The organism is Pseudomonas sp. ICMP 8385, from assembly GCF_002699915.1.
Classification (GTDB): Bacteria; Pseudomonadota; Gammaproteobacteria; order Pseudomonadales; family Pseudomonadaceae; genus Aquipseudomonas; species Aquipseudomonas gessardii.
Map to the genome: position 1 here is coordinate 161,199 of NZ_LKBY01000157.1, position 22,168 is coordinate 183,366.

The following is a 22,168-nucleotide window of genomic DNA, read 5'->3' on the forward strand; positions in this document are numbered from 1 at the left end:
TGAAATAAAGGCCGCCTTCACAGGCGGCCTTTTGTTTTGTGCTTGCAGTGGGCTTGTCTCATCCGTGACACTGTTCAGCCAGCATCACGTTTATGTCGTTGTGGAGACTGCCGTCATGGCCAACGAACTCTATACCCGTACCAACCAGAAAATTTACTTCGCGGGTTTGTCCCTGGAAGCCCTTGGTCGTGCCGAGGACGGGAAGGAGATGAATGCTATTGCGCTGGTCCAGGCGGGGCGAGAGTCGGCCTTGTTCCATCTATATGGGGCTTTGCTGGGGTTGTGCCATGAAATTGCCGGATTTTATCGCCTGCCCCAGGCGAATGCGCCTCGGGCCGAGGATATCCTGACCCGTGAGGTGCTCGAGTCTATGGCCATCCCCGAGTTGGCCGAACTGGTGGAAATGGCCCGCAGCCCTGACAGTTGGCTGGCCCGCTTGTTGGCTGCCCATTCGGCGCTGTTCCAGCCGCCGCGTGTGCCGCACAAGCCCAAGGGCGATGTGACCCAGCCGTTGATCGTTGCGGTTAGCCTGGAAGAAGAAGGGCCGAAGCCGCTGAGCCGGGCTGAGTTGGAGAGCTGGCGCCAGGAGCTGAAGAAGCTGGCGATCCGCTTTCGGGATGGCTTGAACGAGTGCTGATCGGCAGGACAATGTAGGTGCCGGCTTGCCGACGATAACAATTGATCAAGCAATGCCAAGTTGACTGCCAGAGCGCTATCGCTGGCAAGCCAACGCCTACAGACCATTCATCAAGCCGTAAAGAAAGCTGTTCAGATCCTGAGCGAGGCCGCGTTGATGACTGATATAATGCCGGCCTTTCGTGGAGAACAGATTTTTATGCCAACGTCCTTTCTGGAAATTGTTGAATTGCCCGACGGCCGAATCGAGCTGCGCAGGGCTGAGGACGAGGGTTCTCTGGTGACTTTGGACTTTTCCGAAGACGCCAAGGCGTTCCTGCAAGGCCAGCACGTGGAAGTGGCAAAAGCCATGTTGAGCGTAGGTGTGCAGATGGCGGGGCGTCTGGCTGAAGGCGAACCAGAGAAAGACGACGGTCCACGGGTTCTTCACTGAGCCCGTTTGTCGTTTTAAGATTCAAATACTCAATCGGCTTCTTGGTTCTGTAGAAGCCTTGTGTCCATCGCAGGCACTGACCTGACGTCAGGCTGCAATCGGACGACCTGCAGTGCTCCCGATAACGCGTTGCGCGCCAGTCTCGGGCTTATCCCAATCGAATATTCAAGCTTTGTGCATCGCCCGTGCGCGCTGCGCTGATCAACTGCTGCTTGGCCGAAGCACCCAGCGGGTTTAGCCAACTGACGACGGTGTGGCTACGCCCCAGGCGCAATGCCTCGTAGGTCAGTTGCTGAGCGCTCTGGGTGCCGCGTGGTTGCAACAGCAGGATACGCTCGCGGTTCAGGCCCGCATCGCGCAACCAGGCCTGGGTCAGGCTGGCGGGTGGGGCGATCAGGGTCAGCCAGCGGGCGTCCTGCTCCTCGCTCAATTCGCGCAGGATCGGCGCCAGCAGGCTCAGGCAGTTCCCGGCAGCGCCGCGCAACGACAATTCACTGAATACCTCAGGTTCAGCGGGGGCGGTCCATGGGGACTCCACCGCCTCGCTGAGGAGGGGGGCAAGTGGCTGGGCCAAAAAGGCCTCAAACAGCGGCAGTTGTGTGTGTTGTTGCGCGTGTGGGAACTGCATGATGCCTCCGTTAGCGGCGAATAACGCCGACACTCAAGCCTTCGATCACCAGGTCCTGATCCTTCAGGTTGACTTCAATCGGCGAAAACTCGGGGTTTTCTGCCAGCAGCCAGACTTTGCTGCCTTCGCGCTTGAAGCGCTTGACCGTCACTTCGTCGCCAATGCGGGCCACGACGATCTGGCCGTTGCGCGCTTCGCGGGTGGTGTGCACGGCCAGCAGGTCACCGTCGAAGATGCCCACGTCCTTCATGCTCATGCCATGGACCCGCAACAGGTAGTCGGCGCGAGGGTGGAAGAAGGTCGGGTTGATATTGCAGGATTCCTCGACGTGCTGTTGTGCCAGAATCGGCGCACCGGCAGCGACCCGGCCAATGATCGGCAGCGTCGATTCGTCGGCCTTGGCTTCAAAGCCGGGAATACGAATGCCACGGGATGCACCCGGGGTCATTTCGATCGCGCCCTTGCGAGCAAGGGCCTTCAGGTGTTCTTCGGCAGCATTGGGGGATTTGAACCCCAGCTCCAGGGCGATTTCTGCCCGGGTCGGCGGATAGCCGTTGTCGTCGAGGCAGCGCTTGATAAAAGCGAGAATCTCAGCTTGGCGTGGCGTCAGTTTTAGCATGTTGATCGCTCTGTCTTTTTATACAGTGACTGGGATTATATACAGTGAACTGCGCTTGGCAATCATCGTTTTTGCCGACTCCGCCGGACGGTCATCTGTCGGCCCTTGCAAAGCCTGGAGACAGCGCTGCCTACAGGTTGTTGAAGATGTGATTAAATAGGTGCGAATCGGGTGACTGCCCGGCCGGAAAACGGACCTGCAGGCTTGACATTGCACAAGGTGAAACGTATGTTTCAAACAAGTGTTTGTCAGGCGGAGTAGCCATGGCCCAGTCGGAAACCGTTGAACGCATTCTCGATGCTGCCGAGCAGTTGTTCGCGGAAAAAGGATTTGCTGAAACTTCATTGCGGCTGATCACCAGCAAGGCCGGGGTCAACCTGGCGGCAGTGAACTATCATTTCGGCTCGAAAAAAGCCCTGATCCAGGCGGTGTTCTCACGCTTTCTGGGGCCGTTCTGCGTTAGCCTCGACCGTGAGCTGGAGCGACGCCAGGCCAAGCCCGACAACAAGCCGAGCCTGGAAGACCTGCTGGAAATCCTCGTCGAGCAAGCCCTGGTGGTACAGCCGCGCAGCGGCAACGACCTGTCGATTTTCATGCGCCTCTTGGGCCTGGCCTTCAGTCAGAGCCAGGGCCACTTGCGCCGTTACCTCGAAGACATGTACGGCAAGGTATTCCGTCGCTACATGTTGCTGGTCAACGAAGCCGCCCCGCGTATTCCCCCCATCGAATTGTTCTGGCGCGTGCACTTCATGCTCGGTGCCGCGGCGTTCAGCATGTCCGGGATCAAGGCCTTGCGCGCCATTGCCGAAACCGATTTCGGCGTCAACACCTCCATTGAGCAGGTGATGCGCCTGATGGTGCCGTTCCTGGCGGCCGGCATGCGCGCGGAAAGCGGGGTTACCGACGCGGCCATGGCGGCCGCCCAACTGCGCCCGCGCAGCAAGTCCGTCCCCGTGGCCGCCAAGGTTTAACCGCTGGCGTCTGGGCGCAACCGCTTGCATCCGCTAAGCTAGCCGCCCATGCCGATTTCAACTCGTTACCCGCACCCTACCGCCTTGCCCGGCTCGACCAGGCGAGGTGGTGGCGCGCGCGCGTCATTCAAGGAAAATTTATGACTGCTGCCCTGCAAGGCTCTTTGATGGTGGACGTCGCCGGCACCTGGCTGACGGCTGAAGATCGCCACTTGTTGCGCCAGCCTGAAGTGGGTGGCCTGATCATTTTTGCGCGCAATATCGAGCATCCGCGCCAGGTGCGGGAATTGAGCGCCGCCATTCGTGCGGTGCGCCCGGACCTGTTGCTGGCCGTTGACCAGGAAGGTGGACGGGTCCAGCGCCTGCGCCAGGGGTTTGTCCGCCTGCCGGCCATGCGGGCGCTGGCGGACAATGCCAATGCCGAATACCTGGCCGAGCAGTGCGGCTGGGTCATGGCCACGGAAGTGCTGGCGGTTGGCCTGGACCTGAGCTTCGCCCCGGTGCTGGACCTCGACTACCAGCGCAGCGCAGTGGTGGGCACACGCTCGTTCGAGGGCGATCCCGAGCGCGCCGCGCTGCTGGCCGGCGCCTTTATCCGGGGCATGAACAGCGCCGGCATGGCCGCCACCGGCAAGCACTTCCCGGGGCATGGTTGGGCCGAGGCAGATTCCCACGTCGCCATTCCCAATGATGAGCGCAGCCTGGAACAGATTCGTGCTCATGACCTGGTGCCGTTCGCGCGCCTGAGCAAGCACTTGGCCGCCGTCATGCCGGCCCATGTCATTTACCCGCAGGTGGATAACCAGCCGGCCGGCTTCTCGCGCCGTTGGCTGCAGGACATCCTGCGCGGCGAACTGCAGTTCGACGGGGTGATTTTCAGTGATGACCTGTCCATGGCCGGTGCCCATGTGGTGGGGGACGCGGCGAGCCGGATCGAGGCTGCTTTAAGTGCTGGCTGCGACATGGGCCTGGTGTGCAATGACCGCGCGGCCGCCGAGCTGGCCCTGAGTGCCGCCCAGCGCATGAAGGTCACGCCGTCGGCCCGCCTTGCCCGGATGCGTGGGCAGGCGATGGCGTCGACTGACTATAAGCAGGACCCGCGTTGGTTGGCGGCGCTCGGTGCGCTTCGCGATGCTCAGTTGATCGAATAAGGCTGAGGCGCGTCTATCGCAGGCAAGCCAGCTCCCACATTTTGAATGTATTCACAGAGCAAAATGTGGGCGCTTGCCTGCGATAGCGACCTAACGGTCAACGCTTCTCTTGCTTATTGGGCAACGGCGCAAACAGCGCCTCGATCTCCTCGTTGCCCAGCTTCCAGTCGCCCGTGGTACGACCCTCCAGCACGCCCGCCGCCAGGTCTGATTTTTCCTGCTGCAAGGCCTGGATTTTCTCTTCCACTGTGCCGCGGGCAATCATCTTGTACACAAACACCGGCTTCTCCTGGCCAATGCGGTACGCACGGTCGGTGGCCTGGTTTTCCGTGGCCGGGTTCCACCAGGGGTCGTAGTGGATCACGGTGTCGGCTTCGGTCAGGTTAAGCCCCACGCCACCGGCCTTGAGGCTGATGAGGAAGATTTGCAGCTTGCCGCTCTGGAAGTCCCTGACCGGCGCGCGCCGATCGCGGGTCTGACCGGTCAGCAAGGCATAGGCGACCCCGCGTTTTTTCAGCTCGATTTCAATCAGGCTGAGCATCGAAGTGAACTGCGAGAACAGCAAAATCCTGCGTCCTTCGGCAAACAGTTCGTCGAGCATCTCCATCAGGCTGTCGAGCTTGCCGGAGCTGCTGCCACGGGCGGGCGGGGTGGCATCGTTGACCAGGCGCAGGTCGCAGCAGACCTGGCGCAGCTTGAGCAGCGCTTCCAGAATGATGATCTGGCTACGAGCCACGCCCTTGCGGGTGATCTCGTCGCGCACCTTCTTGTCCATGGCCAGGCGCATGGTTTCGTACACGTCGCGCTGGGCTTCGTTGAGCTCCACCCAGTGGATGATCTCGGTCTTGGGCGGTAACTCAGTGGCCACCTGCTCCTTGGTGCGGCGCAGCAGGAACGGCTTGATCCGACCGTTGAGGTGTTGCAATCGCACGTCGCTGCCGCGTTTTTCGATGGGCACGCGGTAATCACGGTTGAAGCTTTTTACATCGCCCAGCCAGCCCGGCAGCAGGAAGTGGAACAGCGACCACAGCTCGCCCAGGTGGTTTTCCAGGGGCGTGCCGCTCAGGCACAGGCGCTGGCGTGCATTCAGCTCGCGGGCGGCCTGGGCGGCCTTGCTGGTGGGGTTCTTGATGTATTGGGCTTCGTCGAGAATCAAAACATGCAGCGGCTGCGCGGCCAGTTGCTCGATGTCTTTGGGCAGCAGGGCGTAGGTGGTCAGCAGCAGGTCGTAATCGTGCAACTGGGCGAAGTGCTTCTTGCGCCCGGCACCGTACAGCGCCAGCACCTTGAGCTGCGGGGTGAAGTGCGCGGCTTCGTCGAGCCAGTTGGGGATCAGGCTGGTGGGCATCACCACCATGCACGGCCGGTCCAGGCGCCCGGCGATTTTTTCGCTGAGAATATGCGCCAGAGTCTGCAGGGTTTTGCCCAGGCCCATGTCGTCCGCGAGAATCCCGCCCACTTCCAGTTGGCGCAGGGACTGCATCCAGCTCAGGCCTTCGAGCTGGTAGGGGCGCAACGTGGCGTTCAGGCCTTCGGGGGCGGTGCAGGTGAAGTCCTTGATGTCGCGCAGGCGCTGGGCAAAGCTGCGGATCTGCTCGCCACCTTCCCATTGCAGGGGCAGGTCTTCCAGCGGGTTGAGGCGAATGGCGTCGGCCTTGGCCAGGCGCAAGGCGGTGGTGCCGGGCTCTTGCAGGTAGAACTCGCCGAGGGTCGCCAGCACCGGTTTGAGCCGGCCATAGGGCAGGGCGACTTGCAGCGGGCCGTGGCCGCCATTGGGCAGGCCGGGGATGTTCACCAGGATCAGTTCGTCGTCGCGGCGGCGCGCGAGCTTTTCCGGGTTGAGGATTTCGGTGTGGGAGCGCATCAGGTTCAACAGGATCGGCAGCAGGCTCAGGCGTTCGCCATTGACGATAATCCCCAGCTCCAAGTCGAACCAATCGCGCTCCGGCACTTCATCGACGCTGGCGTACCAGTCATCGACCGGGCTCAGGTCGAAGCCGAAATCTTCATCGATCTGCAACTCCCAGCCCTCGGCACGCAAGGTCGGTGAGGCATTGAGGGTGAAGTTCAGCCAGGCGCTGTCATTGACCATCTCAAATAGCTCGCCGGCGCTTTCCGGCAAGGCCTTGCTCTGGCGGGTGGCGATCTTGAAGCCCAGCAGGCGCAGTTGCTCGCGAAACCCTTGCTCGACCTCGGGGTGACGCTTGATCCGCAGGCTCTGGGTCTCCTGGCGCACCATGATATCGGCGTTTTTCTGGCCGCTGACGTAGTTGCCCAGGTAGTTGAACGACAGCGCCGCCCGGTGCTGGATATAGCGCTGCATCTTGCCGTTGCGCGGCTCAAAGGCGCTGAACTCGATACTGGCCAGCCACAACCGGGGAATAGGCTGCACATCCTCGAGCACCACTTGCGGCAGGACCACGCGGTTATCCAGCACGGCCTGCAGCTTTTCCAGCAGCTCGGCATCCTTGGCCGCTGCCGGGTAGGCCAGGGTTTCCTGGACTTGCAGCAGCACCGCCGCGATATGTTTGCAATTGGTGTGCACCGGGCAGGTGCAACGGCTGTCCACCAGGATCAGGGCGCCCTTGGCCGATTCGCGCAGGGAGATGGTCTGGCGATACACATTGCCGCCCGAGCCTTCGCAGCTGGCGATAATGGTGCTGTCGCCGGACTCGACAATCCGCACGCGGTTTTCCAGGGCGTAGCGCCGGCCGCGCTCCAGGCTTTGTTCCTTGAAGCGGTTGGCCCAGGAAGGGGCCAGGGGCTTGGTCAGCGGCGACGGCAGGGACATGGCGCTGGATCAGTCTGCCAGGCCGGGCGGCGGTGCGCTCGGTGGCTTGGCGGTGAGGGAGGTGATCTTGATCAGCAAGGCCAGGTGGCCGCCGTCCAGGTAGTTGAGCTGGTTGTTCTTGGTGCGCACGTCCGGCTGGCTCAGGTGTTCGCTGGCAATCACGCTACCGTTGTTGTCGAACTGGTTGAGCCAGAAGCTCGCATCAATGCTGGTGAAACGCCCCAGTTTCAGCTCCAGGGTGCCCTGGATCGGGTACTGGCCGAACTGTTCCTGGCCGTCGGTGATTTTCACCTTCACCGGCTGTTCGCCCAGGGTCTGTTCCCAGGCCTTGTGCAGCAGCACAGTGTAGTCGCCGCTGGCCTGGAGTTTGTCGACGATGTTGTTCAGGCGCGGCGGGCTGATTTTTTCGCCCCCCTGGCGGGGTAGGCCGGCATCCCAGTTTTCCGGGGCCGGCCGGCTGTTGACCGGCGGCTCCGCATTCTGGCGGATCAGGATCATTTCCACCTGGTAGAGGCTGTCGGCAAACGCCGAAGGTGCGACCACTACCCACAACAGGCTCAGGATACGAAGCAGGCGCATGGGATGTCCTTCAAGCAGATTTCGGGATAAGGCGCTCAAACAGCGCCTCCAATGTATTAAAGCGTTCTTCGGCACGTTCCATCGGCACCATGAACTTGAACAGCGTGGCACCTTCGAATTTGTAACGGTTGGGCTGGCCCTGGATCAACTTGATCAGTACCAACGGGTCCACCGGCGTCTGCGCTTCAAACTCGATACGCCCGCCCTGGGGGCCGGCATCGACCTTCTTGATGCCCAATTGCTCGGCCTGCAACTTGAGCAGGGTCAGGCGCACCAGGTTCTTGGTCGGTTCCGGCAGCAGGCCGAAGCGGTCGATCATCTCCACTTGCAGGTCCTTGAGGCCTTCTTCGTCGGTGGCCGAGGCGATGCGCTTGTACAGGATCAGCCGGGCATGCACATCCGGCAGATAGTCCTCGGGAATCAACGCCGGCAGGCGCAGGTTGATTTCCGGGCCGCCGCCCAGGGGTTGGTCGAGGTTCGGTTGCTCGCCTTTGCGGATGGCTTTCACCGCGCGCTCTAGCATCTCCATATACAGGGTAAAGCCCACAGCCTGGATCTGCCCGCTCTGGCCGTCGCCCAGCAGTTCGCCGGCGCCACGGATTTCCAGGTCGTTGGTGGCCAGCACAAAGCCCGCGCCCAGGTCCTGGGTGTTGGCGATGGCTTCCAGGCGTTTTTCGGCATCGCCGGTAATTTGCTGGCGCGGTGGCGTTAGCAGGTAGGCATAGGCCTGGTGGTGACTGCGGCCGACCCGGCCACGCAACTGGTGCAGTTGCGCCAGGCCGAACTTGTCGGCGCGCTCGATGATAATGGTGTTGGCGCTCGGCACGTCGATGCCGGTCTCGATGATGGTCGAGGCGATCAGCACGTTGAAGCGCTTGTGGTAGAAGTCGCTCATCACCTGTTCGAGTTCGCGCTCGCGCATCTGCCCGTGGCCGATGCCGATCCGCGCTTCCGGCACCAGTTCGGCGAGGTCGGCGGCGCATTTCTCGATGGTTTTCACATCGTTGTGCAGGTAGTAGACCTGGCCGCCGCGCAGCAATTCGCGCAACAGGGCTTCCTTGATCGTGCTTTTGTTCTGTTCCATGACGAAGGTGCGCACCGACAAGCGTCGCGCCGGCGGCGTGGCGATGATCGACAGGTCGCGCATGCCCGACACCGCCATGTTCAGCGTGCGCGGGATCGGTGTGGCGGTCAGGGTCAGGATATCGACCTCGCTGCGCAGGGCCTTGAGCTGCTCCTTCTGGCGCACGCCAAAGCGGTGCTCTTCGTCGATGATCACCAGGCCCAGGTTCTTGATCTTCACATCGTCCGACAGCAGCTTGTGCGTACCGATCACGATATCGATCTTGCCTTCGGCCAAGTCGGCGACGGCTGCGTTGACTTCCTTGGCCGACTTGAAGCGGCTCATCACCTCCACGGTCACCGGCCAATCGGCGAAGCGGTCGCGAAAGCTGTTGTAGTGCTGCTGGGCGAGCAGGGTGGTCGGCACCAGGATTGCCACCTGGCGGCCGCCATGCACCGCGATAAACGCGGCGCGCATCGCCACTTCGGTCTTGCCGAAGCCCACGTCGCCGCAGACCAGGCGGTCCATGGGCTTGGGTGCGAGCATATCGGCGCGCACGGCGTCGATGGTGGTTTGCTGGTCCGGAGTTTCTTCGAAGGCGAAGCCGGCGCTGAAGGTGGCGTAGTCGGCCTTCGGGTCGGCGAACGCATACCCTTCGCGGGCTGCGCGGCGGGCATAGATGTCCAGCAGTTCGGCGGCCACGTCGCGCACCTGTTCGGCGGCCTTGCGCTTGGCTTTCTGCCAGGTCTCGGAGCCCAGGCGGTGCAACGGCGCCAGGGCATCGTCGCTGCCGGTGTAGCGGGCGATCAGGTGCAGGCTGGCCACCGGCACGTAGAGCTTGGCGCCCTCGGCGTATTCCATGGTGAGGAATTCGGCGGCCTGGTTGTCGATCTCCAGGGTCTGCAGGCCCAGGTAGCGCCCCACACCGTGGTCGATATGCACCACCGGCGCGCCTTCGCGCAGTTCGGTGAGGTTCTTGATCACCGCGTCGTTGTTGGCATCGGCGCGTTTTTCCCGGCGCCTGCGTTGCATCACGCGTTGGCCGAACAGCGGGCTCTCGGCAATCAGCGCCAGGGCCGGATCATCCAGTTGCAGGCCTTCGTTGAGCGGGGCAATGGTGATCGCCAGGCGATCCTTGCCAGCCACGAAGTCCGGCCAGCTGTCGACGGTTTTTGGCCGCAGCTTCAGGCGTTCCAGCAACTCCAGCAGCACTTCGCGGCGCCCGGCGGATTCGGCGGTAAACAGCACACGACCGGGGAAGTCGCCGAGGAAGTCGGACAACGCTTGCAGCGGCTGGCTGGCCTTGGCCTCGATGGCCAGGTTCGGCAGGGTCTGGGCCGGGAAGCGTTCGCGACCGACGCCGGCTTCCACATCCTGCTGGCTGGCAACCACGCGCGGCCAGTTCTTGAGGCGGGCGAAGCAGTCTTCTACCGGCAGGAACAGCTCGGCAGGCGGCAATAACGGCCGGGATGGATCGACGCGGCGCTCTTCATAGCGGTTGCGTACGTCGTTCCAGAAGTTTTCCGCTGCCTGCTCGATGCCCGGCAACGAGAACACCTGGGTGTCCTGGGGCAGGTAGTCAAACAGGGTCGAGGTTTCGTCGAAGAACAGCGGCAGGTAGTACTCGATACCGGCGGGGGTAATCCCGCTGCTCAAGTCCTGGAAAATCGGGCAGCGGCGGAAGTCCACGTCAAAACGTTCGCGAAAGCGCGCCTTGAAGCGCGTGACCGCGTCTTTTTGCAGGGGAAACTCCCGGGCCGGCAGCAGTTTGATCGACTGCACCTTGTCGATGGAGCGCTGGTTTTCCGGGTCGAAGGTGCGCAGGGTCTCGATTTCGTCATCGAACAGGTCGATGCGGTAGGGCAGTTTGCTGCCCATCGGGAACAGGTCGATCAGCGCGCCGCGCACGGCGAACTCGCCATGTTCGTACACCGTATCGACGCAGCGGTAGCCGCTGGCTTCCAGGCGCGTGCGCATTTGTTCTACATCGAGCTTCTGGCCGATATCCAGCACCAGGCTGCTGCCCAGCAGGAACTTGGTCGGCGCCAGGCGGTGCAGGGCCGTGGTGATCGGCACCACCAGCACGCCGTGGGCCAATTCCGGCAAGCGGTACAGGCTGGCGATGCGCTGGGAGATGATGTCCTGGTGCGGCGAGAACAAGTCGTAGGGCAGGGTTTCCCAGTCCGGGAAATGCAGCACCGGCAAATCGGGGGCGAAGAAGCTCAGCTCCTGCTCCAGCCGTTCGGCACTTTGGCTGTCGGCGGTCAGCAGCAGGGTAAAGCGTTTGGCTGCACTGGCAGCCTCGGCAATGGCCAGGCTCAGGGCGGCACCGGGCAAATTGCCCCAATGCTGTTTACCTGCCTCGGCAGGGAGTAGCGGTAGACGCAGGACGGGCACGGAAGGTTGAGCTCCAGCGTTGCGACAAAGTCGGTAATTGTAACGGCCTGGAGTGCCGCCTGTCAGTTGCTGACTGTGCCTAATACGGTTTGTAGGAAATGTAGTGGCTAAGACAAACAATGCGCGGTTTTGACTCGGTATGTAGTGCAAAAATGTACATATGTTTCGGAGGGTTACGGATAAGTCGCCAGGGCCTTTCCCCAAGGGGTGCGCTGGAAGCCGCGTATTTACTGGGCTGCGCCGCGGCAAAAATTATGTGCAAGGGCTTTTGTTGCGTGACGCGCATTGCTCAGGGGGCGGCCGGGCGGCATAATGTAGCCCCTTTTTTCAGCCCCTACATGTGGAAGGTTCCCGTGACTCAGAAGCCCGACCAGTGTCTTGGTGAATGGATCGACCGTGAAGCACTCGCAGAAGCGATGATCCCGCTTATCGGTCAGCTGTACCGCAATAACAATGTGGTGAGCTCGATCTATGGCCGCAGCCTGATCAACCAATCAGTCATCGCGATTCTCAAGGCTCATCGCTTTGCTCGCCATCGTTCTGCCGACGATAGCGAACTCTCCGTCCACGAAACATTCCCTCTGCTTAAAGCCATGAGCGAGCTCAAGCTCGGCGCGGCCTCGGTAGACCTGGGCAAGTTGGCGTTCAAATTCCGCGCCCAAGGCAATGGCCGCAGCGCCGAGCAGTTCGTGCGTGAAGAACTGGCCGACGTGGTTGGCCAGCAAAACGCCGCATCCCGCAAAGGCACCGACGTGGTGCTGTACGGCTTCGGTCGTATCGGCCGCCTGCTGGCACGCATCCTGATCGAAAAGACCGGCGGTGGCGACGGCCTGCGCCTGCGGGCTATTGTCGTGCGCAAAGGCGCCGAGAATGACCTGACCAAGCGCGCCAGCCTCTTGCGCCGCGACTCGGTACACGGTTCGTTCAATGGCACCATCACCATCGACGAAGAAAACAACACCATCACCGCCAACGGTAACCTGATCCAGGTGATCTACGCGAAGAACCCGACCGAGGTGGATTACACCCAGTACGGCATCCAGAACGCCTTGCTGGTGGACAACACCGGCGTCTGGCGCGATGCCGACGGTCTGGGCCAGCACCTGGCCTGCCCGGGGATCGACCGCGTGGTGTTGACTGCGCCTGGTAAAGGCAAGCTGAAGAACATCGTTCACGGCATCAACCACAACGAAATCACCGCTGACGACAAGATCGTGTCTGCCGCTTCCTGCACCACCAACGCTATCGTGCCGGTGCTCAAGGCGGTGAATGACAAGTTCGGCATCATCAACGGCCACGTCGAAACCGTTCACTCGTACACCAACGACCAGAACCTGATCGACAACTTCCACAAGGGCGATCGCCGTGGCCGTAGCGCCGCGCTGAACATGGTGATCACCGAGACCGGTGCGGCCACCGCTGCTGCCAAGGCCCTGCCTGAGCTGGCCGGCAAGCTGACCGGTAACGCGATCCGTGTACCCACGCCGAACGTGTCGATGGCCATTCTCAACCTCAACCTTGAGAAAGCCGCTACCCGTGAAGAGATGAACGAGTACCTGCGCTACATGGCGCTGCACTCCGATCTGCATAAGCAAATCGACTTCGTCAACTCCCAGGAAGTGGTGTCCACCGACTTCGTTGGCTCGCGCCACGCCGGTGTGGTCGATGCTGAAGCGACCATCACCCAGGATAACCGCGTTGTACTGTACGTCTGGTACGACAACGAGTTCGGTTACAGCTGCCAGGTAGTGCGCGTGATGGAAGACATGGCTGGGGTCAACCCGCCTGCGTTTCCGCGCTAAGCATTAGCGGTAGATGAAAAAGCCCCGACTGGTTCGGGGCTTTTTTGTGTCTGGGGATTTTGTGTTGGGTTTGAAGGCCTCATCGCGGGCAAGCCCGCTCCCACAGTTTGATTTGCGAATACATTCAAATGTGGGAGTGGGCTTGTCGGGCCGCCGCATCGCCGCGATAGCGATCTATCAGGCTCCACCGACTACCGAAGCCTGTGCAGTGCGCAGTTCATGCCGATTACCCTTGAACAGCACCAAGGTCGCAATCAACCCCAGCACCGCCGCCCCACTGAGCCAGATCCCCGGCGCGGCCTTGTTATCCAGCACATGGATCAGGTAGGTGCAGGCGGCCGGGGTAAAGCCGCCAAAGGTTGCGGTCGCCAGGCTGTAGGCCAGGGAGAAACCGGTGGTGCGGACTTCCACCGGCATGATTTCGGTCAGGGCTACCACCATGGCGCCGTTATACGAGCCATACAGGAACGACAGCCACAACAGCACGATCAGCAGGTGGCTGAAACTCGGATTGACCACCAGCCATGACAACGCCGGGTATGCCGTGAGAATCGCCAGAATCGTCGCACCGAGCAGCAAGGGTTTACGGCCGATCTTGTCGGACACCGCCCCCATCACCGGCAGCCAGATAAAGTTGGAAATGCCCACGCACACGGTGACCAATAGCGCATCCAGGTCCGACAGGTGCAACTCGGCTTTGCCGAAGGTCGGGGTATAGGCGGTGATCAGGTAGAACGACACGGTGGTCATCACCACCAGCGCCATGCCCGCCAGGACGATGCTAAAGTTCTGGCCAATGGAGCGGATGATTTCCTGCAGGGTAGGGCGATGCTTGCGCGCCTGGAATTCCGGGGTTTCCTCCAGGGAGCGGCGAATCACGAAGATCACCGGCACGATCAGGCAGCCGATCAGGAACGGCACGCGCCAGCCCCATTCGCCCATTTCCTCGGGGCTCAGCCAGTGGTTCAAGCCCACACCCAGCAGGCCGGCGAACACCACCGCAGCTTGTTGGCTGGCGGACTGCCAGCTGACGAAAAAGCCCTTGCGCCCCGGCGTGGCGATTTCCGCCAGGTATACCGAGACCCCGCCCAGTTCGACACCCGCCGAGAAGCCTTGCAGCAACCGGCCAAACAGCACGATCAGCGGTGCGGCCACCCCGAGGGTGGCATAGCCGGGCACGCAGGCGATCAGCACGGTCCCGGCGGCCATCATGGCCAGGGTGATCACCAGGCCTTTTTTACGGCCATGGCGGTCGATGTAGGCGCCGAGGAAGATCGCCCCCAGCGGGCGCATCAGGAACCCGGCACCGAAGGTGGCCAGGGACAACATCAGGGACGCAAAGGCGCTGTCGGCAGGGAAGAAGGTCTTGGCAATGGCCGTGGCGTAGAAGCCGTAGACCATGAAGTCGAACATTTCGAGGAAGTTACCGCTGACAACGCGAAAGATCGCCTTGCCTTTGCCCGTGGTGCTGGCCATGTCATTTACTCAACTGGCTATCTTGTTGGAAATCCCTGGTCGTCGTTCATCCTTGCTGCAAGGTCTGGGCGCGAGCGGGCGCCGAAGAGTTTTGTAACCATATGTGTATCTGTCTTGGCGAGCAACAAAAACCGTTAGCAAGCTGGCTAGTTGCTCCACGCCAACCCTCGCCAGGCGACGACATGCCGCATAATGGCCCGCCCCGGAAATATGCTTGAGTGCGGCTTCATTCAGATTTCAGCAGCAATAAGGTTGTGTGGCTTATGAACGGTTTGCGGTACGCGGTGCTAGGCACTGTGCTGGGGAGTGCGCTGGCGATCCTGGCGGGCTGCGGTAAAGCGGAGTCCCTGGAGGCGTTTGGCGGCCCGACCATGGGCAGCACTTATTCAATCAAATATGTCCGCACCCCCGGCACGCCGGCAGCCAGTGAGGTGCAGCCGCAGGTCGAGAGCCTGCTTGCCGAGGTCGACCGGCAGATGTCGACCTATCGCAGCGATTCCGATATCGAGCGCTTCAATGACTTGCCGGCCAACAGCTGCCAGCCGATGCCCGAGTCGATCCTGCAGTTGGTGCGCACCGGCGAACAATTGTCCCAGGCCAGTGGCGGGGCTTTTGACCTGACGGTCGAGCCACTGCTCAACCTGTGGGGCTTCGGCCCCCAGGCGCGGCAGGTAAAAGTCCCGGATCCCATGACGCTGGCCCTGGCGCGCCAGCACGTCGGCCATCAGCACTTGCGTATCGACGGTCACCAATTGTGCAAGGATGCGGCGGTGCAAGTGGACTTCAACAGTATTGCCGCCGGCTACACGGTGGACCGGATTGCCGAGCGGCTTGGGCAGTCGGGCATCCACCGCTACCTGGTCGAAGTGACCGGCGAGCTCAAGGCTGCCGGGCGCAAACCCGATGGCATGCCCTGGCGTGTGGCCCTGGAAGAACCGCGGGATGACCAGCAGGTAGCCGAGCGGATTATCGCGGTGGACGGCTTTGGCGTGTCTACTTCAGGTGACTATCGCAATTATTTCCAGCAGGATGGTCGCCGCTATTCTCACACCCTCGATGCCCGGACCGGCGCACCGATTACCCATCACCTGGCATCGGTCACGGTGCTGGAGCCTTCGGCGCTGATGGCCGATGGCTTGTCGACCTTACTGTTGGTGCTGGGGCCCGACGAGGGCTGGGATTATGCAGAAAAACACCAGATCGCGGCATTTTTTGTGATGCGTGAGGGGGATGCTTTCGTCACACGCAGCAACAAAGCGTTTGAACAACTGACGGCGCTCAAGCCGTGATCAATACTGTGTAGTAAAGGCAAAACTGGCCTACGACGCGACCAAGGGTTAATGTGCGCGGCGTTGAGCCTTATATAGACTGTGCCCCGGCTCACACACCTGAGCCTATTTGATCCTTCATGACCGCTGGCCGCGGCATGATTTAGCCAGGCGCCCAACCGTGCGTCCTGGCCTGTTCTGAGGAGTACGCATGGCTGTCTACAACTACGACGTGGTGGTACTGGGTTCCGGCCCAGCTGGAGAAGGTGCGGCGATGAATGCCGCCAAAGCAGGACGCAAGGTGGCGATGGTCGATAGCCGTCGTCAGGTCGGCGGTAACTGCACCCACCTGGGCACCATCCCGTCCAAGGCCTTGCGTCACTCGGTGCGCCAGATCATGCAGTTCAACACCAACCCGATGTTCCGGGCCATTGGTGAGCCGCGCTGGTTCTCGTTCCCGGATGTGCTGAAAAGCGCCGAGAAAGTCATTTCCAAGCAGGTCGCCTCGCGTACCGGCTACTACGCCCGTAACCGCGTCGACCTGTTCTTCGGCACCGGCAGCTTTGCCGACGAGCAAACCGTCGAAGTGGTCTGCGCCAATGGCGTGGTCGAGAAACTGGTGGCCAAGCACATCATCATTGCCACCGGCTCGCGCCCGTATCGCCCGGCTGATATCGATTTCCACCACCCGCGTATCTACGATAGCGACACCATCCTCAGCCTGGGCCATACCCCGCGTAAACTGATCATCTACGGCGCCGGCGTGATCGGCTGTGAATACGCCTCGATCTTCAGTGGCCTGGGCGTGCTGGTGGAGCTGGTGGATAACCGCGACCAGTTGCTGAGCTTCCTCGACTCGGAAATTTCCCAGGCGTTGAGCTATCACTTCAGCAACAACAACATCACCGTGCGCCACAACGAGGAATACGACCGCGTTGAAGGCCTGGACAACGGCGTGATCCTGCACCTCAAGTCCGGCAAGAAGATCAAGGCCGACGCCTTGCTCTGGTGCAACGGCCGTACCGGCAACACCGACAAACTGGGCATGGAAAACATTGGGGTCAAGGTCAACAGCCGTGGCCAGATCGAGGTGGATGAGAACTACCGCACCTGCGTTACCAATATCTATGGCGCCGGTGATGTGATCGGTTGGCCGAGCCTGGCCAGTGCCGCCCACGACCAGGGCCGTTCGGCCGCCGGCAGCATTGTCGACAACGGCAGCTGGCGCTACGTCAACGATGTGCCGACCGGGATCTACACCATTCCCGAGATCAGCTCCATCGGCAAGAACGAGCACGAGCTGACCAAGGCCAAGGTGCCTTATGAAGTGGGCAAGGCATTTTTCAAGAGCATGGCGCGTGCGCAGATCGCCGGCGAGCCGCAAGGCATGCTGAAGATCCTGTTCCACCGCGAGACCCTGGAAGTACTCGGCGTGCATTGCTTCGGCTACCAGGCCTCGGAGATCGTGCATATCGGCCAGGCGATCATGAACCAGCCGGGCGAGCAAAATACCCTCAAGTACTTTGTGAACACCACGTTCAACTACCCGACCATGGCCGAAGCCTATCGGGTAGCGGCCTACGATGGCCTCAACCGGCTTTTTTGAGCGGCTCCGGCCGGTGGCCTGAGCCGGCCGGGGAGACCGATTTCAGTAATTCCCGAGAGTGGCAGTGGCCAAACCGGGAAAGTCTGTAATCAGGCTATCTACGCCGAAGTCGGCGAGCCTGCGCATCAGCGCAGGTTCGTTGACGGTCCACACGGACACGTGCAAGCCCTGGCGCTGGGCTTTTTCCAGTCGCTCGGGGGTGCACAGCGTCCAGTTCAACGCCAAATACCCACAGCCATAGTTCTGCGCGACCTTCAGCGGGTCGAGCCAGGCGTATTCGGCCACCAGTCCACGGGACAGGTCCGGCGTCAGCTCCAGGGCGGCTTTCAACACTTCCCGCGAGCTTGAGGTCACGGTGACCTTGTCCAGCAGGCCAAAGCGCTGGGCCATTTCGCGGATCGCCAGCACGGTGGTCGCGGCGCGGGTGCGCGAGGCGCTCTTGACTTCCAGTTGCCAGTGGTCAAAGTCGCAGTGTTCAAACAGTTCTTCCAGGCGCGGGATCGGGCAGGGGCTGACCCAGCCCGGGCCGCCCTTGCGCGCGTCCATTTTCACCAGGTCGGCGGCGACGTATTCCACCACCTTGCCGCGCCGGTCGGCGGTGCGCTTCAAGGTCGGGTCGTGGATCACCATCAGCTCGCCGTCCATGGACAGGTGCAAGTCCAGCTCGCAACGGCGCACGCCGTGCTTGAGGCATTGCTGGAAGCTGGTCAGGGTGTTTTCCGGTGCTTCGCCTTTAGCGCCGCGGTGGCCATAAATCAGGGTCACAGTTGCTCCTTTTCGCCAGGTGTATGGCTGGATAAATATCAAATCAGGTGTCTTGGCCGTCGCTTTGTTCTCGGGCCAGGCGCCGTTCCTGGGCCTGTTTTTGCAAAATATAGCGTGCTAGCAGCTGGCGCTGGGCGTCAGTCATGGATTCAAATTCGGTGCCCACGTCAAACCCATCGCCCTTCGGATCGCAATGGGTAACCTTGGCCCGCAGCAACAGGCCCAGCGCCTGGGGCAGCAGCACCAGCTTGACCGCCAGGTGGCTGCCGGGCGTGAGCGCCGTGGGGTGCTGGAAGTCGATACCGCCTTCGGAGATGATCACTGGCTGCGGCGCACCGATCTCGCCCAGCAGGCTTTGCGCCATGACCTGGCTGAGCAGATCCATGCGTTTGTTCTGCACCTTGAGGAAGGCGACGAGGGTGCGGTCGCGCTCGCCGAGCTGGCGCAGCAGGTGCTGGGACTCGAATTCGCTCAGGTGCAGTTCACTGAGCAGGTTGAACAGTGGGGAATCATCCAGCAACACTTCCTTGCTCGCCGCTTGCGGGGCAGACAGGCTTTTGATTTGGAGTGCGATCATGTCGTCGATACGGTAGTATTCGCGGCGATCTTCTTCATCTAATGTCGTCATGGCGAACCCCAGGTAACGGTAATGGTCTGAGTGTAAAGCTGCTTACCAGACCCCGCCACCGGGACGTCTTCTTTTCCTCCGAACAAGCCCCGACATGTTCAGACCTCTCTTCGTATTTATCGGCACGCGTTATACCCGTGCAAAGCGTCGCAATCATTTTGTGTCGTTCATTTCCCTGACCTCCATGATCGGACTCGCCCTGGGCGTTGTCGTGATGATCGTGGTGCTATCGGTGATGAATGGCTTCGATCATGAGATGCGCACCCGCGTGCTGGGCATGGTGCCCCATGCGACCATCGAGTCCGGCGAGCCCCTGGGTGACTGGCAAAGCCTGGCCGACAAGGTCAAGCAGAACCCCAAGGTGCTGGCCGTCGCGCCGTTTACCCAGATGCAGGGCCTGCTGACCAATGATGGCAAGGTGCAAAAAGTCCTGCTCAACGCCATCGACCCGGCGCAGGAGCGCAAAGTCTCGATCATTGATCAGTTCATGCAGCAGGGCCAACTCGATGCCCTTTCGCCTGGCAGCTTCGGCATCGTGATCGGCGACCGCGCGGCGGCCAAGCTGGGCGTGGGTATTGGCGACAAGCTGACCTTCGTCGCCCCGGAGGTCACGGTGACCCCGGCCGGCATGTTCCCGCGCATGAAGCGCTTTACCGTGGTCGGCATCTTTCATGTCGGCGCCGGCGAGATCGACGGCTTCCTCGGCCTGACCAACCTCACCGACCTGGCCCGCCTGCATCGCTGGAAGCCGGACCAGGTACAGGGCCTGCGCCTGAAGTTCAACGACTTGTTCGACGCACCGCGCGGCGCCTGGGAAATCGCCCAGCAGTTGGGGGAAAGCGAGTATTACGCCCGCGACTGGACCCGGACCCACGGCAACCTATACCAGGCGATCCGCATGGAAAAGGCCATGATCGGCCTGCTGCTGCTGCTGATTGTCGCCGTGGCCGCGTTCAACATCATCTCCACCCTGGTGATGGTGGTGAACGACAAGAAGGGCGATATCGCCATTCTGCGCACCCTGGGCGCCACGCCGGGGCAGATCATGGCGATCTTCATGGTCCAGGGCACGGTGATTGGCGTGGTCGGCACCTTGATCGGTACGGCGGTGGGGATTTTTGCCGCGCTGAACGTCAGTGCTGCCATCGCCGGCGTCGAAACCCTGATCGGCCACAAGTTTCTCAACGCCGACGTCTACTTCATCGACTATTTGCCATCCCAGGTGCAGAGCCAGGATGTGCTGATGGTCGGCGGCGCCGCGTTGGTCCTGAGTTTCCTTGCCACCCTGTATCCAGCCTGGCGCGCGGCACGTACCCAGCCGGCGCAGGCTTTACGTTATGAGTGAATCGGGCATGAGTGAAAAAGCAATCCTGAGCTGCCGCAACCTGGGCAAATCCTACGAGGAAGGCCCGGAATCGGTGGTGGTGCTGTCCAACCTGCAACTGGAACTGCATCCCGGCGAGCGCGTGGCGATCGTCGGCAGTTCCGGCTCCGGCAAAAGTACCTTGCTCAACCTGTTGGGCGGCCTTGATACGCCGTCCCACGGCAGCGTGTGGCTGGCCGGTGAAGAACTCTCGGCATTGAACGAGAAGGCTCGTGGCCAGTTGCGCAATCGCTCCCTGGGCTTTGTGTACCAGTTCCACCACTTGCTGCCAGAGTTCACTGCCCTGGAAAACGTGTGCATGCCGCTCTTGATCGGCAAGACCGCGATCCCAGAGGCGCGCCAGCGTGCCACTGCCCTGCTGGAGCGTGTCGGCCTTGGCCATCGCCTGGAGCACAAGCCGGCAGAATTGTCCGGCGGCGAGCGCCAGCGTGTGGCGATTGCCCGTGCCCTGGTCAACAACCCAGGCCTGGTGATGCTCGACGAGCCGACCGGCAACCTCGACTCCCACACCGCCCAGGGCATCAAGGACTTGATGCTGGAGCTGAGCACCCAGATGCGCACCGCGTTCCTGGTGGTGACCCATGACATGAGCATGGCCCGGCAAATGGACCGCGTGTTGCACCTGCAGGAAGGTCATTTGGTCGCCATCTGACCTGTTTCAAGCCCGGGCGCCTGTGCCTGGGTTTTCTATTTTTTCAGGCGGTGCAAGCGAATGTTCAGACCGTTATCGATTTTTATCGGCACGCGCTATACCCGCGCCAAGCGCCGTAACCGTTTTGTCTCGTTTATCTCGATGACCTCGATGATCGGCCTCGCCCTGGGCGTGCTGGCGATGATCGTGGTGTTGTCGGTGATGAACGGTTTCCAGCGGGAAATGAGTTCACGCATTCTGGGCATGGTGCCGCACGCCACCATCGTCGGCGTCAACCCGATCAGCGACTGGCAGCCCGTGGCCGCCGCCGCCCTGAAAAATCCCGAAGTGACCGCCGCCGTGCCGTTCACCGAGATGGAGGGCATGCTGTCCTATAAGGGCTCGATGCAGCCGATCCAGATCAGCGGGATCGACCCGGCCCAGGAAGGCAAGGTGTCCATCGTCACCCAGCATATCGTCCAGGGGAACCTGGCAGACCTGCAGCCGGGTGAGTTCGGCGTGGTGATCGGGGAAATCACCGCGCGCCGTTTCCGCCTGAATGTGGGGGATAAGCTGACCTTGATCGTCCCGGAAATCAGCACGGCTCCCGGCGGCATTACCCCGCGTATGCAGCGTTTGAACGTGGTGGGGGTGTTCAAGGTCGGTGCCGAGCTGGATGGCTCGATGGCCTTGATCCATGTTGCCGATGCCGCGCAAATGCTGCGTTGGCAGCCCAACCAGGTGCAAAGCGTGCGCCTGGCGGTCAAGGACCTGTATGCGGCGCCCAAGGTTTCGGCGGACATTGCCGCCAGCCTGGGCGCGGCCTACAAGGCCGATGACTGGACTCACACCCAGGGCAGCCTGTTCAGCGCGATGAAGATGGAAAAGACCATGATCGGCCTGTTGCTGCTGATGATTGTCGCCGTCGCGGCCTTCAATATCATCGCCACGCTGATCATGGTGGTGAACGACAAGGGCGCGGACATCGCGATCCTGCGCACCATCGGCGCCACGCCACGGCAGATCATGGCGATCTTCATGGTCCAGGGCACGGTGATTGGTATCGTCGGCACCCTGATTGGCGGCGTGCTGGGGGTGATTGCCGCGCTGAACGTCAGCGCGCTGGTGGGCTGGATGGAGCGGGTGACCGGGCAGCATATCTTCAGTTCGGACGTGTATTTTGTCAGCAACCTGCCGTCGGAGCTGCAAGGTGGCGATGTGTTGCTGATTTGCAGTGCAGGGTTTGTGTTGAGCTTTTTGGCGACGATCTACCCGGCGTATCGGGCGGCGAAGATCGAGCCGGCGCATGCCCTGAGATATTCGTAGGTCTTCAGATCGCT

18 protein-coding genes are annotated in these 22,168 nt (G+C 61.5%); 10 read left to right on the plus strand and 8 right to left on the minus strand.

Features of this window, described 5'->3' with window-relative positions:
- Positions 1-115 precede the first annotated feature (115 nt).
- Both AO268_RS30715 and AO268_RS30720 read left to right on the plus strand, forming a co-directional pair.
- On the plus strand, positions 116-637 hold the full coding sequence (locus AO268_RS30715) for a DUF6586 family protein (protein WP_099170776.1): 522 nt from the start codon (positions 116-118) through the stop codon (positions 635-637).
- A gap of 198 nt (positions 638-835) precedes the next feature.
- Positions 836-1,069, plus strand: coding sequence for a hypothetical protein (locus AO268_RS30720; RefSeq protein ID WP_026136850.1), 234 nt, complete (start codon positions 836-838; stop codon positions 1,067-1,069).
- Between the two features lie 148 nt (positions 1,070-1,217).
- Here AO268_RS30720 and sulA read toward each other — a convergent pair whose 3' ends face one another.
- Together sulA and lexA are read right to left on the minus strand one after the other, a co-directional pair.
- The gene (gene sulA / locus AO268_RS30725) at positions 1,218-1,697 is read right to left on the minus strand and encodes an SOS-induced cell division inhibitor SulA (RefSeq protein WP_099170777.1); all 480 of its coding nucleotides are present in this window, start codon (positions 1,695-1,697) and stop codon (positions 1,218-1,220) included.
- Between the two features lie 10 nt (positions 1,698-1,707).
- On the minus strand, positions 1,708-2,316 hold the full coding sequence (gene lexA / locus AO268_RS30730) for a transcriptional repressor LexA (protein ID WP_029300096.1): 609 nt from the start codon (positions 2,314-2,316) through the stop codon (positions 1,708-1,710).
- A 263-nt stretch (positions 2,317-2,579) separates the two neighbouring features.
- On the opposite strand from lexA, the gene AO268_RS30735 reads away from it, so the two are divergent.
- Together AO268_RS30735 and nagZ are read left to right on the plus strand one after the other, a co-directional pair.
- The gene (locus AO268_RS30735) at positions 2,580-3,287 is read left to right on the plus strand and encodes a TetR/AcrR family transcriptional regulator (RefSeq protein ID WP_076961271.1); all 708 of its coding nucleotides are present in this window, start codon (positions 2,580-2,582) and stop codon (positions 3,285-3,287) included.
- Positions 3,288-3,427: 140 nt separating this feature from the next.
- Positions 3,428-4,438, plus strand: a complete 1,011-nt coding sequence (gene nagZ / locus AO268_RS30740) for a beta-N-acetylhexosaminidase (RefSeq protein WP_099170778.1) — start codon at positions 3,428-3,430, stop codon at positions 4,436-4,438.
- A 97-nt stretch (positions 4,439-4,535) separates the two neighbouring features.
- On the opposite strand, the gene AO268_RS30745 is transcribed toward nagZ, so the two are convergent.
- From AO268_RS30745 to mfd, 3 genes are read right to left on the minus strand one after another with little or no spacing between them, the layout of a single operon-like run.
- On the minus strand, positions 4,536-7,229 hold the full coding sequence (locus AO268_RS30745; protein WP_099170779.1) for a DEAD/DEAH box helicase: 2,694 nt from the start codon (positions 7,227-7,229) through the stop codon (positions 4,536-4,538).
- A gap of 9 nt (positions 7,230-7,238) precedes the next feature.
- Positions 7,239-7,808: a CsiV family protein gene (locus AO268_RS30750; RefSeq protein WP_076961274.1), complete on the minus strand. Its 570-nt coding sequence runs from the start codon at positions 7,806-7,808 to the stop codon at positions 7,239-7,241.
- Between the two features lie 10 nt (positions 7,809-7,818).
- Complete coding sequence (gene mfd, locus AO268_RS30755; protein WP_076961275.1) at positions 7,819-11,268, minus strand: transcription-repair coupling factor; 3,450 nt, start codon at positions 11,266-11,268, stop codon at positions 7,819-7,821.
- A 338-nt stretch (positions 11,269-11,606) separates the two neighbouring features.
- On the opposite strand from mfd, the gene AO268_RS30760 reads away from it, so the two are divergent.
- Entirely contained in the window at positions 11,607-13,070 is a 1,464-nt protein-coding gene (locus AO268_RS30760) for a glyceraldehyde-3-phosphate dehydrogenase (protein WP_076961276.1), read from the plus strand.
- A 177-nt stretch (positions 13,071-13,247) separates the two neighbouring features.
- Here the strand turns inward: AO268_RS30760 and AO268_RS30765 are convergent, their stop codons facing one another.
- Positions 13,248-14,546, minus strand: coding sequence for an MFS transporter (locus AO268_RS30765; protein WP_099170780.1), 1,299 nt, complete (start codon positions 14,544-14,546; stop codon positions 13,248-13,250).
- Between the two features lie 263 nt (positions 14,547-14,809).
- Here AO268_RS30765 and AO268_RS30770 point away from each other — a divergent pair, with 263 nt between their 5' ends.
- Both AO268_RS30770 and sthA read left to right on the plus strand, forming a co-directional pair.
- The gene (locus AO268_RS30770; RefSeq protein ID WP_099170781.1) at positions 14,810-15,835 is read left to right on the plus strand and encodes an FAD:protein FMN transferase; all 1,026 of its coding nucleotides are present in this window, start codon (positions 14,810-14,812) and stop codon (positions 15,833-15,835) included.
- Between the two features lie 190 nt (positions 15,836-16,025).
- Positions 16,026-17,420 (plus strand): Si-specific NAD(P)(+) transhydrogenase, encoded by a 1,395-nt coding sequence (gene sthA, locus AO268_RS30775; protein WP_024074093.1) that lies wholly within the window; start codon positions 16,026-16,028, stop codon positions 17,418-17,420.
- Positions 17,421-17,462: 42 nt separating this feature from the next.
- Here sthA and AO268_RS30780 read toward each other — a convergent pair whose 3' ends face one another.
- Positions 17,463-18,185 carry a glycerophosphodiester phosphodiesterase gene (locus AO268_RS30780; protein WP_076961279.1) on the minus strand — a complete coding sequence of 241 codons (723 nt, stop codon included), beginning with the start codon at positions 18,183-18,185 and terminating at the stop codon, positions 17,463-17,465.
- A gap of 43 nt (positions 18,186-18,228) precedes the next feature.
- Positions 18,229-18,813, minus strand: a complete 585-nt coding sequence (locus tag AO268_RS30785; protein WP_076961280.1) for a PilZ domain-containing protein — start codon at positions 18,811-18,813, stop codon at positions 18,229-18,231.
- Between the two features lie 94 nt (positions 18,814-18,907).
- On the opposite strand from AO268_RS30785, the gene AO268_RS30790 reads away from it, so the two are divergent.
- The 3 genes from AO268_RS30790 to AO268_RS30800 are packed head-to-tail and all read left to right on the plus strand — an operon-like array spanning position 18,908 to position 22,154.
- On the plus strand, positions 18,908-20,158 hold the full coding sequence (locus AO268_RS30790; RefSeq protein WP_076961281.1) for a lipoprotein-releasing ABC transporter permease subunit: 1,251 nt from the start codon (positions 18,908-18,910) through the stop codon (positions 20,156-20,158).
- A 7-nt stretch (positions 20,159-20,165) separates the two neighbouring features.
- Entirely contained in the window at positions 20,166-20,849 is a 684-nt protein-coding gene (gene lolD, locus AO268_RS30795) for a lipoprotein-releasing ABC transporter ATP-binding protein LolD (RefSeq protein WP_162843709.1), read from the plus strand.
- A gap of 60 nt (positions 20,850-20,909) precedes the next feature.
- Positions 20,910-22,154: a lipoprotein-releasing ABC transporter permease subunit gene (locus tag AO268_RS30800; RefSeq protein WP_076961283.1), complete on the plus strand. Its 1,245-nt coding sequence runs from the start codon at positions 20,910-20,912 to the stop codon at positions 22,152-22,154.
- The last annotated feature ends 14 nt before the right edge of the window (positions 22,155-22,168 follow it).

Bases quoted from the DNA above. Each gene is read 5' to 3' on its own strand.
- AO268_RS30760 (WP_076961276.1), top strand. From the start codon at position 11,607: ATGTGGAAGGTTCCCGTGACTCAGAAGCCCGACCAGTGTCTTGGTGAA.
- AO268_RS30720 (WP_026136850.1), top strand. From the start codon at position 836: ATGCCAACGTCCTTTCTGGAAATTGTTGAATTGCCCGACGGCCGAATC.
- AO268_RS30790 (WP_076961281.1), top strand. From the start codon at position 18,908: ATGTTCAGACCTCTCTTCGTATTTATCGGCACGCGTTATACCCGTGCA.
- AO268_RS30765 (WP_099170780.1), bottom strand. From the start codon at position 14,546: ATGGCCAGCACCACGGGCAAAGGCAAGGCGATCTTTCGCGTTGTCAGC.
- AO268_RS30735 (WP_076961271.1), top strand. From the start codon at position 2,580: ATGGCCCAGTCGGAAACCGTTGAACGCATTCTCGATGCTGCCGAGCAG.
- lolD (WP_162843709.1), top strand. From the start codon at position 20,166: ATGAGTGAAAAAGCAATCCTGAGCTGCCGCAACCTGGGCAAATCCTAC.
- AO268_RS30750 (WP_076961274.1), bottom strand. From the start codon at position 7,808: ATGCGCCTGCTTCGTATCCTGAGCCTGTTGTGGGTAGTGGTCGCACCT.
- AO268_RS30745 (WP_099170779.1), bottom strand. From the start codon at position 7,229: ATGTCCCTGCCGTCGCCGCTGACCAAGCCCCTGGCCCCTTCCTGGGCC.
- nagZ (WP_099170778.1), top strand. From the start codon at position 3,428: ATGACTGCTGCCCTGCAAGGCTCTTTGATGGTGGACGTCGCCGGCACC.
- sulA (WP_099170777.1), bottom strand. From the start codon at position 1,697: ATGCAGTTCCCACACGCGCAACAACACACACAACTGCCGCTGTTTGAG.
- sthA (WP_024074093.1), top strand. From the start codon at position 16,026: ATGGCTGTCTACAACTACGACGTGGTGGTACTGGGTTCCGGCCCAGCT.
- AO268_RS30800 (WP_076961283.1), top strand. From the start codon at position 20,910: ATGTTCAGACCGTTATCGATTTTTATCGGCACGCGCTATACCCGCGCC.
- lexA (WP_029300096.1), bottom strand. From the start codon at position 2,316: ATGCTAAAACTGACGCCACGCCAAGCTGAGATTCTCGCTTTTATCAAG.
- AO268_RS30770 (WP_099170781.1), top strand. From the start codon at position 14,810: ATGAACGGTTTGCGGTACGCGGTGCTAGGCACTGTGCTGGGGAGTGCG.
- AO268_RS30715 (WP_099170776.1), top strand. From the start codon at position 116: ATGGCCAACGAACTCTATACCCGTACCAACCAGAAAATTTACTTCGCG.
- AO268_RS30785 (WP_076961280.1), bottom strand. From the start codon at position 18,813: ATGACGACATTAGATGAAGAAGATCGCCGCGAATACTACCGTATCGAC.